The following is a 12956-nucleotide window of genomic DNA, read 5'->3' as shown; positions in this document are numbered from 1 at the left end:
ATAGGTCTCCGTTCAGGGAATAGATTGGGGTTCAGCATAGACAGGTCCGGCCCTATCGCCGGCAAGCCAGCTCCCACAGGTATTGCACAAGTCTCAGCTCTAGTGGTGTCCCTGTGGGAGCTGGCTTGCCGGCGATAGGGCCCACATTGCCAACACAAGATTCAGCCCAGCATCACCTTCAATGCCCGGCAATCGGCCGCATGCCAATCCACCAGCTCCGGCCACGGATTGTCCGGCAGGTTCACCAGCACCGTGCGCGCCCCTGCGGCCCGCCCACAGTCCAGGTCAAACCGGTAATCCCCCACCATCACCAGCTCACCCGGTGCCACACCCCAGGCATTGGCAATCTTCAGCAGCCCATCCGGGCTTGGCTTGGGCGCCGCTTCGTCACGCCCCAGAATGTGCTCCACCGGGAAGCAGTCCGCCAGGCCGATGGCCTCCAGCGTCACATGCGCCAACTCGCGGGCATTGCGGGTCAGAATGCCCAGCCGGCAACCACGCTGGGCCAGTTCGCGCACCAGTTCCACCGCCCCGGTGGCCGCCGTGGAGGCAATCGCCAGGTCACGCTCGTGCTCCAGCAGCCAGGCATGCTTGGCCGCCGCCTCGTCCGCCGGCAAGGCTGCCAGGTGGGTGAGGATGTCGTGCTCGGCCGGGATATCCAGCGCTACGCGGATGGCGGCAAAATCGTGCACGGCCACGGTCAGGGTGCCGTCCATGTCGAACACCCAGTTGCGCACCTCGCCCAGGCTCATGCCCAGTCCTTGCGATGGCGAATCAGGCCTTCCTGGCACGACGACGCCACCAGTTGCCCGGCCTGGTTGAAGATGCTGCCGCGGCAGAAGCCACGGGCATTGCCCGCCCAAGGGCTGTCGGTGGCGTACAGCAGCCACTCGTCGGCACGCAGGTTGCCATGGAACCACAGCGAATGGTCGAGGCTGGCGATCTGCATGTCACGCTGCCACACCGATTTGCCATGGGGCAGCAACGCAGTGGTCAGCAGGCCGAAGTCCGAGGCGTAGGCCAGCATGTATTTGTGCAGGGCGGGGATATCGGGCAGGTTGCCGTCGGCGCGGAACCAGGCGTACTTCACCGGGTCGCCAGGCTTGGGGTTGAACGGGTCGCGCTCGGTGACCGGGCGGATCTCGATCGGCTTGGCGCACAGCACCTTGTCGCGAATGCGTTCGGGCAACTGGTCGGCCATGGCCCGGGCCAGCTCGACTTCAGTGGGCAGGTTCTCCGGGCCGACCACCTCGGGCATCTGCGCCTGGTGCTCGAAACCGTCCTCGTCGTACTGGAACGAGGCGCTGCAGGTGAAGATCGGCTGGCCCTTCTGAATCGCAGTCACCCGCCGGGTGCTGAAGCTGCCGCCATCGCGCACGCGGTCCACCGAATACACCACCGGCAGGCTGGCATCGCCAGGGCGCAGGAAGTAGCCGTGCAACGAATGCACATGGCGTGCATCCTCGACCGTCTGGCTGGCCGCCGACAACGATTGGCCCAGTACCTGCCCACCGTACAGCTGGCGGAAGCCCAGGTCCTGGCTGCGGCCACGGAACAGGTTCTCCTCGATGGACTCGAGGCTCAACAGGTCGACCAGGTCGTCCAACACATGACTCATCGGGGGTTCTCCTAGCAAGGCAAACAGGTCTCTACAGCACTCTTATGAAGGCAAATGATACAGGGTTTGTCATTCGCGCCGGGCATGGCCATGCATTCAGGCGCGCAGGGTACGCTCCCAGTGTGCGCGGTCGATGCGGTACAGCACATGCGGGCGCAGCGGATGGCCCACGGGCAGGCGGGGGTGTTCGAAACTACCATTCAGGTCCTGCTGCATACCGATGGCCTGCATGACCTTCTGCGAGGGCAGGTTGCTCTCGCTAGTGAACGACACCACCTCCTCCAGGCGCAATTGGGCGAAAGCACAGCGCAGGCAGGTCCACGCCGCCTCGCTGGCGAAACCCAGGCCCCAGTGGCGGCGTGCCAGGCGCCAGCCGATCTCCACCGCCGGCGCGAAATCGGCATCGAAGCCCACGTGCAGCAACCCGGTCATGCCGATGAAGGCACCGCTGTCCTTGCGCTCCAGGGCCCACAGGCCAAAGCCGTACTCATTGAAATGCCCGCGCACGCGGCCGATCAGCGCGGCTGCCTCCACGCGCGTCAGCGGCGCCGGGAAGTAGCGCATCACCTGCGGGTCGGCACACAGGGCGGCGAACTCGCGCAAGTCGTCGTCATGCCATTGGCGCAGCACCAGCCGCGCGCTTTCCAGTTGCAGGATAGGGGTCATCGGGCGTGCTCCGGTTTTACCGTCTTGCAGTTTACAGCGTAGGCGCGGGTGCAGGTTTCACCCAGCCGGCGCAGCCGAATGCAATTTTCACACGCCCTTCACCGCCCCCCGACAGGCCTGTTGGCAGGATGCCAGCCAATACCGCCGCGCCAGCCGCGACCATGCCAACGGAGCAACGCATGCTATCGAGCAACACCCTGGGGCACCCAGCCATCCACGCCCGGCGCAAGCGACGCCTGACCCGCAAAGCCCTCGGTGCCGCCCTTGGCCTGTGCATGGTCGTGGCGGCGTTGAGCACCTGGCTGGCGACGAGGACGCACATCGTGGACCTTGGCAACGAACGACAATTGAGTGACAGCGGCCTGCTGCAGGACTGGGCCGACGGTGCGGTGATCGTGATGATCCGCCACGCCGAGCGCTGCGACAGCGCCCCCGGCCCGTGCCTGGACGACCCCACCGGCATCACCGTGGCCGGCAGCCAGGCTGCCGGACGTGTTGGCCAAGGGCTGCACCAGCTGGGCCTGAGCAACGCCGATATGCTCAGCAGCCCGAAACTGCGCACACGGCAAACCGCGCATTTCATCCTTGGCCAGGCGGTGGCCAGTGAGGACTGGCTGGAAAGCTGTGACAGCCAGTTCGCCAGCGAAGCGCTGGCACACAAACGACCGGGGCATAACCTGGTGCTGGTGACCCACAACGGCTGCATCGACCATTTTGCCCGCCAGCAGAAAGTTGCGGGGGGCGAGCGTGAGAGCGGCTATGCCAGTGCGCTGTTCGTTTCGGTGGATGGCAATGGCAAGACGCGCATCCTCGGCCGCCTGAACGAACCGGACTGGCAACGGGTGCTGGCCAGTACCACGAAACAGCACTGACACCGCTCCTGCCTACCAGGGCAACTGCCTTGCACTACCTTTTCTGGCCTCATCGCCGGCAAGCCAGCTCCCACAGGTATCCCATAGCCTTTTAGCCTTGTGCAGTACCTGTGGGAGCTGGCTTGCCGGCGATTGGGCAGCAAAGCTGCCCCAGCCATGGCAAGATCAGCACTGGCCCCGATTGCGACCCCACCCATGCCGTTGCCGCTGATCTACCACGAAGACTACAGCCCGGAGTTCCCTGCCGAACACCGCTTCCCCATGGACAAGTTTCGCCTGCTGCACGACCACTTGATCGACAGCGGGCTGACCACTGACCAAGCCCTGCTGCGCCCGGACATCTGCCCCAACGACATCCTCGCCCTGGCCCACGACCGCAGCTACATCGAGCGCTACATGAACGGTGACCTGTCACGCGAGGACCAACGCCGCCTCGGCCTGCCCTGGAGCGAGGCCCTGGCCCGGCGTACCGTGCGCGCCGTAGGCGGCTCGCTGCTGAGCGCCGAGATGGCGCTGCAGCACGGCATCGCCTGCCACCTTGCCGGCGGCACCCACCACGCCCATTACGACCACCCTGCCGGCTTCTGCATCTTCAACGACCTGGCCGTGATCAGCCGCTACCTGCTGGAGGCTGGCCGGGTACACCGGGTGCTGATCTTCGACTGCGATGTGCATCAGGGTGACGGCACCGCGCGCATCCTGCACGACACACCAGACGCCATCACCGTGTCGCTGCACTGCGAACAGAACTTCCCGGCGCGCAAGGCACAAAGCGATTGGGACATCCCCCTGCCCCGCGGCATGGGTGACATGGCCTACCTGAAGGTGGTGGACGACGCCCTCAACTACCTGCTGCCACTCTATCGACCCGACCTGGTGCTGTACGACGCCGGGGTCGATGTGCACAAGGACGACGCCCTGGGCTACCTGCAACTGACCGATGCAGGCGTTGCCGCTCGTGACGAAGCGGTGCTGCGCCACTGCCTGGGCCGCGACATCCCGGTGGTGGGCGTGATCGGCGGTGGCTACAGCAAGGACCGCGCAGCCCTGGCCAGGCGCCATGGCATCCTTCATCACAGCGCGGCACGCGTCATCGGTTGTTCACAATGACTGTGGAACCGCTTGTGGATAACCTGCGGGAAAGGCGCTGCAGCCCTTTACAGGCAAGGCCTGCAAAGCTCTGATCATTTTTTGAGCAGTGCTTCCACAGGCTACGCTGCGCTAGAATGCGCCTCTTTCCACAGCCTGCTGCCCACCATGCCTGATCTGAGCCCCGCCTCCCCTCCCCTCGCTGTCGTCATCGGCGGCGGCCCAGCCGGCCTGATGGCCGCCGAAGCACTGGCCCAGGCGGGCCTGGCGGTCGAGGTGTTCGATGCCATGCCTTCGGTGGGTCGCAAGTTCCTGCTGGCGGGTGTCGGTGGCATGAACATCACCCATTCCGAGCCCTACCCGGCGTTCGTCAGCCGGTATGCCGAGCGCCAGGGCGAAATCGCCGCGCTGCTGCACGACTTCGATGCCGACGCCTTGCGCCAGTGGATTCACGGCCTGGGCATCGAAACCTTCGTCGGCACCTCGGGCCGAGTGTTCCCCACCGACATGAAAGCCGCGCCACTGCTGCGCGCCTGGCTGAAGCGCCTGCGCGACAGCGGGGTAGTTATCCACACCCGTCACCGCTGGTTGGGCTGGAATGCCGAGGGTGCATTGCGGATTGCTTATCCACAAGGCGAGCGGGCGGTGAAGGCCGCCGTGGTGGTGCTGGCGCTGGGTGGCGGCAGCTGGGCGCGACTGGGCTCGGACGGTAGCTGGCAGCCGCTGCTGGCCGCACGGGCTGTGGATATCTCACCCTTGCAGCCCAGCAACTGCGGTTTTGAAGTGGCAGGCTGGAGCGCGCTGCTCAAGGACAAGTTCGCCGGTGCGCCGTTGAAGAACATTGCCCTCAGCGTTCCCGGCAGCGCGCCGCGCAAGGGCGAGTTCATCCTCACCGCGCAGGGTGTGGAAGGCAGCCTGGTGTATGCATGGTCAGCGCCGGTGCGCGAGGCCATCAACCGTGAGGGCCACGGGGTGTTGCTGCTAGACCTGTTGCCGGACAAGCCTGTGGACAAGATTGCCCAGGCGCTGGCCAAGCCACGGGGTTCGCGCTCCATGGCCAAGCACCTGCACAGCCAACTGGGTATCGACGGGGTCAAGGCTGCGCTGTTGCGCGAGCTGACCGATCAGGCGACCTTTGCCGACCCTGGTGCCTTGGCGAAGGCGATCAAGGCATTGCCGATCACGCTGGTGCGCACGCGGCCGCTGGATGAGGCGATCAGCAGCGCGGGCGGGGTGCGTTTCGAGGGGCTGGATGAGGGCTTGATGGTCAAGGGCATGCCGGGGGTGTTCTGTGCCGGCGAGATGCTGGACTGGGAGGCACCGACCGGGGGGTATCTGCTGACAGCGTGCTTTGCCAGCGGCTTGCGCGCCGGGCGGGCGGCGGCGGATTGGGTTATGCGGGTTTCCTGACAGATTGTCGGGGCTGCTTTGCAACCCATCGCCGGCAAGCCAGCTCCCACAAGTACAGCAGTGGCCTTGAGAGCAGCGCAGTACCTGTGGGAGCCGGCTTGCCGGCGATGAGGCCAGGTCAGGCAATCAAGGCTTACGCTTGCGCGCCCCACCATTGAAGCTCGGCACCTTGCGCACCGCCTTCACCGCCGGCTCCGCACTGCCTGATTCAGCGCTGTCCATCCAGCGCCCCAACCCGCGCTTGGCGCTGTTTTCCTTCGGCTTCTTGGGCTTCTTCAGCTTCTTGATCACCTGGCCACTGGCGTCGGTCATCGGCACCCGGTGGTCAGGGATGAAGTCCGGCTCTTCATGACGCGGCAGGGTCTGCCGGGTCAGCACTTCGATTGCCGCCAGCAGTTGCACTTCATCCGCACACACCAGCGAGATCGCCTCGCCCTTGTTGCCCGCCCGCCCGGTACGCCCGATGCGGTGCACGTAATCCTCGGCAACGATCGGCAGGTCAAGGTTGACCACCAGCGGCAAGTCATCGATATCCAGGCCGCGGGCCGCCACATCGGTCGCCACCAGCACCTGGATTTCGCGGGCCTTGAAGCTGTCCAGCGCGCGCTGGCGGGTGGCTTGCGGGCGGTCACCGTGGATACCGTCGGCATTCACACCCTCGGCCAGCAAGCGCTCCACCAGTTGATCGACGCCATTGCGGGTCTTGGCGAACACCAGCACCTGCTTCCAGCGCTGCTTGCGCAGCAAGTGGCAGAACAGGTCGACCTTGCGCTTTTTATCCACAGGCACCAGCCACTGCTTGACGCTGGTGGCCGTGGCATTGCGCGGGCTGACTTCGATGCTCAGCGGGTCGTTCAGGGCCAGCCCCGCCAGCATGCGGATCTGGTCGGAGAAAGTGGCGGAGAACAGCAACGTCTGGCGCTTGCGTGGCAGCGCGGCGTACACCGACTGCAGCTCTTCGGCAAAGCCCAGGTCGAGCATGCGGTCGGCTTCGTCCAGCACCAGGGTCTGCACCTGGTTGAACTTCACGGCGTTCTGCCGGAACAGGTCGAGCAAGCGCCCCGGGGTGGCCACCAGCAGGTCGACACCACGGCGCAGGCGCATCATCTGCGGGTTGATGCTGACCCCGCCATACACCGCGTAGGTGCTCAGCGGCAGGTTCTCGGCGTACTCGCGCACGTTGTTGTGCACCTGCTCGGCCAGCTCACGGGTGGGCACCAGCACCAGCGCGCGGATCGAGTTGCTGGCCACCTTCTCGCCTTCCAGCGCCAGGCGCTGCAGCACAGGCAGGGCAAAGCCCGCGGTCTTGCCGGTGCCGGTCTGGGCCGCGGCCATCAGGTCGCGGCCGGCCAGCACGGCGGGGATGGCCTTGGCCTGCACCGGGGTCGGGGTGGTGTAGTCCAGTTGCTGCAGGGTGCGCAGCAGCGGTTCGATCAGGCCGAGTTTGGCGAAATTCATGGCAATACCGTCAGGGGGTTCAGCGAAGGCGGCAAGTTTACCGCATCACCCCTGCCTACTTGCAGATTTCGCCTTTCAACGGCTGCGCCGGCTCAGGTGCCTTGCGCCACTGCGGCAGGCCGATCAGCACCACCGCGCCGATGATCACCGCCATGGCCACACATTCTTCGGCACCAATCTGCTCACCGGCAAAGACGATGCCCAGCAGCACGGCCACCGCCGGGTTGACGTAGGCATAGCTGGTGGCGGCTGCCGGGCGTACGTGCTTGAGCAGGTACATGTAGGCACTGAACGCCAGGATCGAACCGAAGAACACCAGGTAGGCCAGTGCACCCCAGCCGGCAGCGGTCGGCATCTGCGTCATGCGCTCGCCAGACAGCACGCTGCCGAGCAGCAGCACAGCGCCACCGACCAGCATTTCCGCGGCGCTGGCCATGGGCCCCTGGGGCAGCGGCAAGGTCTTGCTCCACACCGAGCCGAATGCCCACGACGCCGCCGCAAAAATGATCAGCGCCGCGCCAATCGGGCTTGCCTGCAGGTTGGAGCCCAGGTTCAGCAGGCCGATACCCACCAGCCCGAGGGCGATCCCCGCCCACTCCAGCTTCGAATTGCGGTGCCCGAACAGCAGGCCGAACAGCAAGGTGAACAGCGGCACCGTCGCCACCGCCAGTGCCGCCACGCCCGAGGCCACACCGGCATGCTCGGCCACGGTCACGCCACCGTTGCCACAGCTGAGCAGCAGGAAACCGATCGCCCCCGCAGCCCGCCACTGCGGCCAGGTCGGTGCCGGCACACCGCGCCAGCGCAAGAAGCCATACAGCAGGCCCCCGGCAATCAGGAAGCGCACCCCGGCCATGAGCATCGGTGGCCAGCTCTCGACGCCTATGCGAATGAACAGGTAGGTGGAGCCCCAGACCAGGTACAAGGCCAGGAAAGCGCCAATGAGCAATAACGGGAAGCGACGGGAGGCAGGCATGGGAAACACTCGAAATCCGTTTACGGGTGGCTTAGTTTAGAAAGGCCACCGTGTAAACTTAAGTTACAAAACAGCTTTAAATCACCCGAACACTTTGCATTGCATGGTTATTCGGATGCTTTTCAATCGAATCGAAACCAGGCAGGAATAACCCATGGACAAGTATGACCGCATGCTGCTCGCCGCCCTGCTCGACAATGGCCGCGCCACCTTCGCGCAACTGGCGCGCCAGGTGAACCTGTCGGCGCCGGCGGTGGCCGAGCGGGTGGCCAAGCTCGAGGCCAGCGGGGTTATCACCGGCTACCAGGCCAAGGTCGACATGAGCAAGATCGGCCTGCCGATCCAGTGCGTGATCGAACTGCGCCTGGCCAGCCACGGCAACCAGCAGGCCTACGAAGCGTTGACCCAGATCCCCCAATTGACCGAATGCCACCGGGTAACCGGCGACCCCTGCGTCATCATGCAGGCAGCGGTGGGTTCGATGCCGGAGCTGGAAGAACTGATCAACCGGGTCGCGCAGTTCGGCTTCAGCAAGACCTCGATCATTCTCTCAAGCGCTGTGGAGCGGCGGGTGCCGCTGGCGCAACTGGAGAAGAAGCCCTAACAGTACCTGGCTAGGGTTTCACGAACCTTCGCGGCCGGGGTTTTCTGCAGGCGGCAGAGCAGGTCGTGCGAAAGCTGCTGTACACCATGGCCCTGGCGCAGCACGCCAGCCAGGTGTTGCAGCAGGTTGGCGGCCATTTCGGCATCGGCCATGGCCCGGTGCGCGGTACCGGTATCCGGCAGCCCGGCCCAGCGGGTCAGGGTGCCCAGCTTGTGGTTCGGTGCCGCCGGCAACAGGCGCCGTGACAGCAGCAGGGAACAGGCGAAGGCCTGGCTGCGGCTACGGCCGATGCGGCCCAGTTCGTAGTCCCAGAACTTCTGGTCGAAGGCGGCATTGTGTGCCAGCAACGGGGTGCCGCCGACGAATTCGGCCACTTCGTTCATCACCTTGTCCACCGGCGGCGCACTGCGCAGCATGGCGGTGGTGATGCCAGTGAGCCCGGCGACGAAGGCCGGTACCGGCACACCCGCGTTCATCAGGCTCTGGTAGCGCTCGACGATGCGCCCGCCCTCCAGCATCACCACCGCCACCTCAGTAGCGCGGCAGCCGGCGCCGGGGCTGATGCCGGTGGTTTCAAAGTCGATGACAGCGATACGTTCCATGAAAAATCTCAGTGTTTTAGCAACAGCGCACCCTCGATGGGCACATAACGGGTGGCGGCACGGATCAGCGACAGTGCGGTAAGCCCGGGCACACCATACACCACCGCCTCGGTGCCATGGCGCTGTATCACCCGCTCCAGCAGCAGGTCGAAATCACCATCGCCGGAGGCCAGTACCACTTGGTCGACGCGGCTGGCGGCGTCGATCACATCCAGGGTAATACCCACATCCCAGTCACCTTTGGCCGAGCCATCGCTGCGCTGGATGAAGGGCTTGAGGCGCACATCGAAACCGAGATTGCGCAGGATCTGCTGGAACTGCTGTTGCTTGCTGTCGCCACGGTCGATGGCATAGGCCACGGCCTCGACGATCTGGCCTTCGCGGCTGACATCGGCCCACAGGGCGGTGTAGTTGAAGTGGCAGCCGTGGGCCTGGCGCACGGTGTAGTAGAGGTTCTGCACATCGGCGAACAGCGCGATCTTTTTCACCTTGGAACCCCTTGGTCGGCCTGGAATGCAGGGGGCTGCCTTGCAGCCCTTTCGCGACACAAGGCCGCTCCTACAGGGGTTCGCGTACCCTTGCAGGAGCGGCCTTGCGTCGCGAAAGGGGCGCAAAGCGCCCCCAAAATTGCGAGCAGTATGCCAGACCTGTCAAACGCAAGAATCGTCGTCCGAGAAGAACCCTCCATCATCGCTGGCATAACCGCTGACGGCATTCCACGTAGTCGCCTCCCAGCCTTGCTCGCCCATGCAATGCCAATGAACAAGGAAGTACTTCAAGCTTCGGCCCGGTCCCGCGCCTTACTACTGTACCCACGCATAGGGAGTTCAACTCCCTCATTGGAGAACAGTCATGAGTAACAGCATTACCAACTGGATCGCAGAAGCAAAATCTTTCAAGGCGCACATACATTGTCAGTCGGTCTGGAAATACTGGGACGGCACACAAGACAGGTACAAAGACATAATGACTTTCGACTCACCGGGGATAGATCAACCAGTCTGGCTGAGCGACGCTTCCGGGCTCGGCCAGGAGGAAGGCTGGCTGATCACCGGACGCCAAGCAGCACCCACCACGTTCAACATCGAATACCACTCCGAGACAACGGATCGAATCCATGTCTACATCAACGGCACGGGCACCGACAGCGACAGAAAGGTCGAGATCAGCCGCAACGGCTATCTTGGTTTGTACCGAACCAACTCACCGGTCGACCTGATAAAACTCGAACCGCTGGAATGGGGCCCTGACACACTGCGCTGCCGCCTGCGCGACCATACGGGCCGTACCGTGAAAACGCTGTATCACATGCCTCCGGACAGGAATGTCTATTTGAATACGAACGATGGCGACATTGCGACATTTCTTATCACGCGCCGATAGCTGCCAGGCTGCACCTGCCCCCTGACAGGTTGCCCCTGGAAAACCCGAGGTACACGGCCATGCGTTGTCATGTACCTCTGGGTTTGGCCAGCAGTATGCCAGACCTGTCAGACGTACGAATCGTCGTCCGAGAAGAACCCGCCATCATCGCTGCCATAATCGCTGTCGGCATAACCACCCTGGTCGCTGCCCCAACCACTGTTGTCAGCCACCTGCTGCTGCGCCCCCGAGTCGCTCCAGCCACCGCTGTCGCTGGCCGGCGCCGGCTCCTCCTTGATCACCTCTACCACCTCCTCCGGCTGCGAGTTGTGGTTGAACAGGCTGCTGATGCCCTGCGCCAGCAACACACCACCCGCCACACCGGCTGCAGTCTGCATTGCGCCGCCGAGGAAGCTGCTGGCACCACTGCGTGCCGGTGCAGCGCCAAAGCCAGGCTGCTGCGTTTGTGGCTGGGAAAAGCCCGGCGCCGACGGCTCACGCCAGCCACCGCCAGATGCCACGGGGGCTGCAGCTGGACGCTGCTGTTGCACGGCCGGGGCCGCATTGCGCCCAGACGAACCAAAGATGCTGGACAGGAAACCACCACCGCCATTGCTCGGCGCGCTGCCGGCACGGGCGGCCTCGGCCTGGGCACGGGCCTGCTTCAGTTCGGCTTCCAGTTGCTTGTTCTGCTCGTCGAGGCGCTTGATCGCTGCCTCCTGCACCAGGATCGCCTGGGCCATGTAATAAGGCGCCGCCGGCTGCTGACGCACATGTTCCTCGATGCATGCCTGGGCCTGCGCATCACGTGGCTGGCTCGGGTCCTCGGCTTGCTTGAGGCGGCCGAACAGGCCGTCGATCAGGGTTTGTTCTTCAGTATTCATGGGGCGACCTCGTGGGGGAGCGGACAACGGACAGCGTCAAAGATGGGGCGTACAGGCGTGGGATTCAATCACCGGCGGCGTGAAACTTTTTTCAGCAAGTGACAGCCCCAGGCCTGCTTTGGGCTAAAGTTATGCCCCTGTTTTTACTGCCATGCGATGTAGACCGATGAACCCGCTGAGCGTCCTGCGCGACTCCCTGTACTTCTTCCGCCGCCACCTGCCGAACATCCTCCAGCTGTGCCTGCCGCTGGTGGTGCTGGAAGCCTTGCTCACCCAGCTGCTGTACCGGCAGATGGGCGATCAGGCATCGCCGGCCTACGGCATGCTGATCAGCCTGCTGTTCTACCCGCTGTACAGCGCCGCGCTGATCCTGTACCTCGACACCCGCAGCAATGGCCAGGAAATCGCAAAGCGCGACCTGTTCGCCCGAGCCCTGCAATTGTGGCCGCAGCTGGCCCTGCTGATCCTGATCAGCTCGCTGCTGATCATGGCCGGCCTGGCGCTGTTCATCTTCCCGGGCGTGTGGATCATGATCAACCTGGTGTTCGCCGAGTACCTGCTGGTGCTGCGCGGCCTGCCGGTGGTGCAGTCGATGCGCGAGAGCGCACGCATGACCACCGGACACTTCATGCGCATCATGATCTGCGTGCTGGGGGTGCTGGCACCGATCTGGCTGATCGACGGGCTATTGCTGATGGCTTTTCCCGAACCCGCAGCGGGTGCCCAACTGGCCATGGACAGCCTGAGCGGCTTCCTGCAGCTGTTCAGTACCGTGGTGCTGTATCGCCTGTTCATGCTGCTGGAAGGTGAAGCCGGGGCTTGAGGCATCTGGGAAAATCTTCATTCTGCTCGCACGCCCGACGGTGGCATTAGTGTAAACACACCTTCAATGCCATTAGAGGAAAACGTCATGGAGCAAACAATCAGCACTCAATATGCCGAATCGTTTCGAGGCCGGCTTTTAATGCGCCTCGACGGTGGTTACGCCAATACTCGGCTTAGTCGTAGTGGCGACAAAACCGATGATAGTTTCTTTGATTTCTCCCCTGGGGATGACTGGTTAATATTGGGCGGACGCACGCTGCCGCCACTGTTGGAGTTCCGTTATATCTCCAAAACCGAAGATCGCCTGCATTATCACATCCACCTTTGGGGACAACCAGACAAGAAGTTGGGTGTCAGCCGCAATGGCTACCTCGGCTTCTACAAGTATGCCGAAGTCACCGATTACTGGATGATCGAGCCACTGCACCTGCTCAATGGATCTCTCATCTGTCATCTGCGAGACCAAAGCGGGCAGAGCGTGGGCGCCATTGACTACAAACGAGACGAGTACCAAGAAACGTTAGCCCCGCTGAATGTCAAGAAAGGTCAGATCGTCACCTTCGACCTGACGAAATATTAATTCATAGGGA

Annotated in this window: 15 protein-coding genes; 7 read left to right on the top strand and 8 right to left on the bottom strand. The window is 63.7% G+C overall.

Annotation, left to right across the window (positions count from 1 at the left end):
- Positions 1–161: 161 nt before the first annotated feature.
- The 3 genes from CAG34_RS18325 to CAG34_RS18315 form a co-directional block, all read right to left on the bottom strand.
- Positions 162–752: an HAD family hydrolase gene (locus CAG34_RS18325; protein ID WP_025340732.1), complete on the bottom strand. Its 591-nt coding sequence runs from the start codon at positions 750–752 to the stop codon at positions 162–164.
- Positions 749–1618, bottom strand: a complete 870-nt coding sequence (tesB, locus tag CAG34_RS18320) for an acyl-CoA thioesterase II (protein WP_085591659.1) — start codon at positions 1616–1618, stop codon at positions 749–751. Before tesB ends, CAG34_RS18325 begins: the two co-directional genes overlap by 4 nt.
- A gap of 96 nt (positions 1619–1714) precedes the next feature.
- Positions 1715–2284 (bottom strand): GNAT family N-acetyltransferase, encoded by a 570-nt coding sequence (locus tag CAG34_RS18315; RefSeq protein ID WP_084785273.1) that lies wholly within the window; start codon positions 2282–2284, stop codon positions 1715–1717.
- A gap of 179 nt (positions 2285–2463) precedes the next feature.
- Between CAG34_RS18315 and CAG34_RS18310 the strand changes: the two genes are divergently transcribed.
- The 3 genes from CAG34_RS18310 to CAG34_RS18300 all read left to right on the top strand — a co-directional run bounded on the left by CAG34_RS18310 (position 2464) and on the right by CAG34_RS18300 (position 5655).
- Positions 2464–3156 (top strand): histidine phosphatase family protein, encoded by a 693-nt coding sequence (locus CAG34_RS18310; RefSeq protein WP_085591657.1) that lies wholly within the window; start codon positions 2464–2466, stop codon positions 3154–3156.
- Positions 3157–3351: 195 nt separating this feature from the next.
- Entirely contained in the window at positions 3352–4266 is a 915-nt protein-coding gene (locus tag CAG34_RS18305; RefSeq protein WP_015271914.1) for a histone deacetylase, read from the top strand.
- A 147-nt stretch (positions 4267–4413) separates the two neighbouring features.
- On the top strand, positions 4414–5655 hold the full coding sequence (locus CAG34_RS18300) for a TIGR03862 family flavoprotein (protein ID WP_085591655.1): 1242 nt from the start codon (positions 4414–4416) through the stop codon (positions 5653–5655).
- 126 nt (positions 5656–5781) lie between these two features.
- Here the strand turns inward: CAG34_RS18300 and CAG34_RS18295 are convergent, their stop codons facing one another.
- Both CAG34_RS18295 and yedA read right to left on the bottom strand, forming a co-directional pair.
- Complete coding sequence (locus tag CAG34_RS18295) at positions 5782–7113, bottom strand: DEAD/DEAH box helicase (protein WP_085591653.1); 1332 nt, start codon at positions 7111–7113, stop codon at positions 5782–5784.
- Positions 7114–7168: 55 nt separating this feature from the next.
- A complete protein-coding gene (gene yedA / locus CAG34_RS18290; RefSeq protein ID WP_025340737.1) occupies positions 7169–8089 on the bottom strand; it encodes a drug/metabolite exporter YedA in 921 nt (306 codons plus the stop codon).
- A 154-nt stretch (positions 8090–8243) separates the two neighbouring features.
- Between yedA and CAG34_RS18285 the strand changes: the two genes are divergently transcribed.
- Positions 8244–8693, top strand: coding sequence for an Lrp/AsnC family transcriptional regulator (locus CAG34_RS18285; RefSeq protein WP_015271918.1), 450 nt, complete (start codon positions 8244–8246; stop codon positions 8691–8693).
- On the opposite strand, the gene CAG34_RS18280 is transcribed toward CAG34_RS18285, so the two are convergent.
- Both CAG34_RS18280 and CAG34_RS18275 read right to left on the bottom strand, forming a co-directional pair.
- A complete protein-coding gene (locus CAG34_RS18280) occupies positions 8690–9295 on the bottom strand; it encodes a PolC-type DNA polymerase III (RefSeq protein ID WP_085591651.1) in 606 nt (201 codons plus the stop codon). The genes CAG34_RS18285 and CAG34_RS18280 overlap by 4 nt on opposite strands.
- An 8-nt stretch (positions 9296–9303) precedes the next feature.
- Positions 9304–9783, bottom strand: a complete 480-nt coding sequence (locus CAG34_RS18275) for an NYN domain-containing protein (RefSeq protein ID WP_004576858.1) — start codon at positions 9781–9783, stop codon at positions 9304–9306.
- A gap of 364 nt (positions 9784–10147) precedes the next feature.
- On the opposite strand from CAG34_RS18275, the gene CAG34_RS18270 reads away from it, so the two are divergent.
- Positions 10148–10678: a hypothetical protein gene (locus tag CAG34_RS18270; protein ID WP_085591648.1), complete on the top strand. Its 531-nt coding sequence runs from the start codon at positions 10148–10150 to the stop codon at positions 10676–10678.
- Positions 10679–10785: 107 nt separating this feature from the next.
- Here the strand turns inward: CAG34_RS18270 and CAG34_RS18265 are convergent, their stop codons facing one another.
- The gene (locus CAG34_RS18265; protein WP_085591646.1) at positions 10786–11541 is read right to left on the bottom strand and encodes a DUF2076 domain-containing protein; all 756 of its coding nucleotides are present in this window, start codon (positions 11539–11541) and stop codon (positions 10786–10788) included.
- 166 nt (positions 11542–11707) lie between these two features.
- On the opposite strand from CAG34_RS18265, the gene CAG34_RS18260 reads away from it, so the two are divergent.
- Positions 11708–12364, top strand: a complete 657-nt coding sequence (locus tag CAG34_RS18260; protein WP_085591644.1) for a YciC family protein — start codon at positions 11708–11710, stop codon at positions 12362–12364.
- Between the two features lie 87 nt (positions 12365–12451).
- Positions 12452–12946: a hypothetical protein gene (locus CAG34_RS18255; protein ID WP_075046458.1), complete on the top strand. Its 495-nt coding sequence runs from the start codon at positions 12452–12454 to the stop codon at positions 12944–12946.
- Positions 12947–12956: the final 10 nt, after the last annotated feature.

The organism is Pseudomonas sp. B14(2017) (assembly GCF_002113255.1).
GTDB classification, from domain to species: domain Bacteria; phylum Pseudomonadota; class Gammaproteobacteria; order Pseudomonadales; family Pseudomonadaceae; genus Aquipseudomonas; species Aquipseudomonas putida_Z.
Note: the sequence above shows the minus strand (reverse complement) of the source record. Positions and strands in the feature narration are given on the sequence as shown.

Coding starts and splice junctions, on each gene's coding strand:
- CAG34_RS18325 (WP_025340732.1), bottom strand. CDS start 752: ATGAGCCTGGGCGAGGTGCGCAACTGGGTGTTCGACATGGACGGCACC.
- tesB (WP_085591659.1), bottom strand. CDS start 1,618: ATGAGTCATGTGTTGGACGACCTGGTCGACCTGTTGAGCCTCGAGTCC.
- CAG34_RS18315 (WP_084785273.1), bottom strand. CDS start 2,284: ATGACCCCTATCCTGCAACTGGAAAGCGCGCGGCTGGTGCTGCGCCAA.
- CAG34_RS18310 (WP_085591657.1), top strand. CDS start 2,464: ATGCTATCGAGCAACACCCTGGGGCACCCAGCCATCCACGCCCGGCGC.
- CAG34_RS18305 (WP_015271914.1), top strand. CDS start 3,352: ATGCCGTTGCCGCTGATCTACCACGAAGACTACAGCCCGGAGTTCCCT.
- CAG34_RS18300 (WP_085591655.1), top strand. CDS start 4,414: ATGCCTGATCTGAGCCCCGCCTCCCCTCCCCTCGCTGTCGTCATCGGC.
- CAG34_RS18295 (WP_085591653.1), bottom strand. CDS start 7,113: ATGAATTTCGCCAAACTCGGCCTGATCGAACCGCTGCTGCGCACCCTG.
- yedA (WP_025340737.1), bottom strand. CDS start 8,089: ATGCCTGCCTCCCGTCGCTTCCCGTTATTGCTCATTGGCGCTTTCCTG.
- CAG34_RS18285 (WP_015271918.1), top strand. CDS start 8,244: ATGGACAAGTATGACCGCATGCTGCTCGCCGCCCTGCTCGACAATGGC.
- CAG34_RS18280 (WP_085591651.1), bottom strand. CDS start 9,295: ATGGAACGTATCGCTGTCATCGACTTTGAAACCACCGGCATCAGCCCC.
- CAG34_RS18270 (WP_085591648.1), top strand. CDS start 10,148: ATGAGTAACAGCATTACCAACTGGATCGCAGAAGCAAAATCTTTCAAG.
- CAG34_RS18265 (WP_085591646.1), bottom strand. CDS start 11,541: ATGAATACTGAAGAACAAACCCTGATCGACGGCCTGTTCGGCCGCCTC.
- CAG34_RS18260 (WP_085591644.1), top strand. CDS start 11,708: ATGAACCCGCTGAGCGTCCTGCGCGACTCCCTGTACTTCTTCCGCCGC.
- CAG34_RS18255 (WP_075046458.1), top strand. CDS start 12,452: ATGGAGCAAACAATCAGCACTCAATATGCCGAATCGTTTCGAGGCCGG.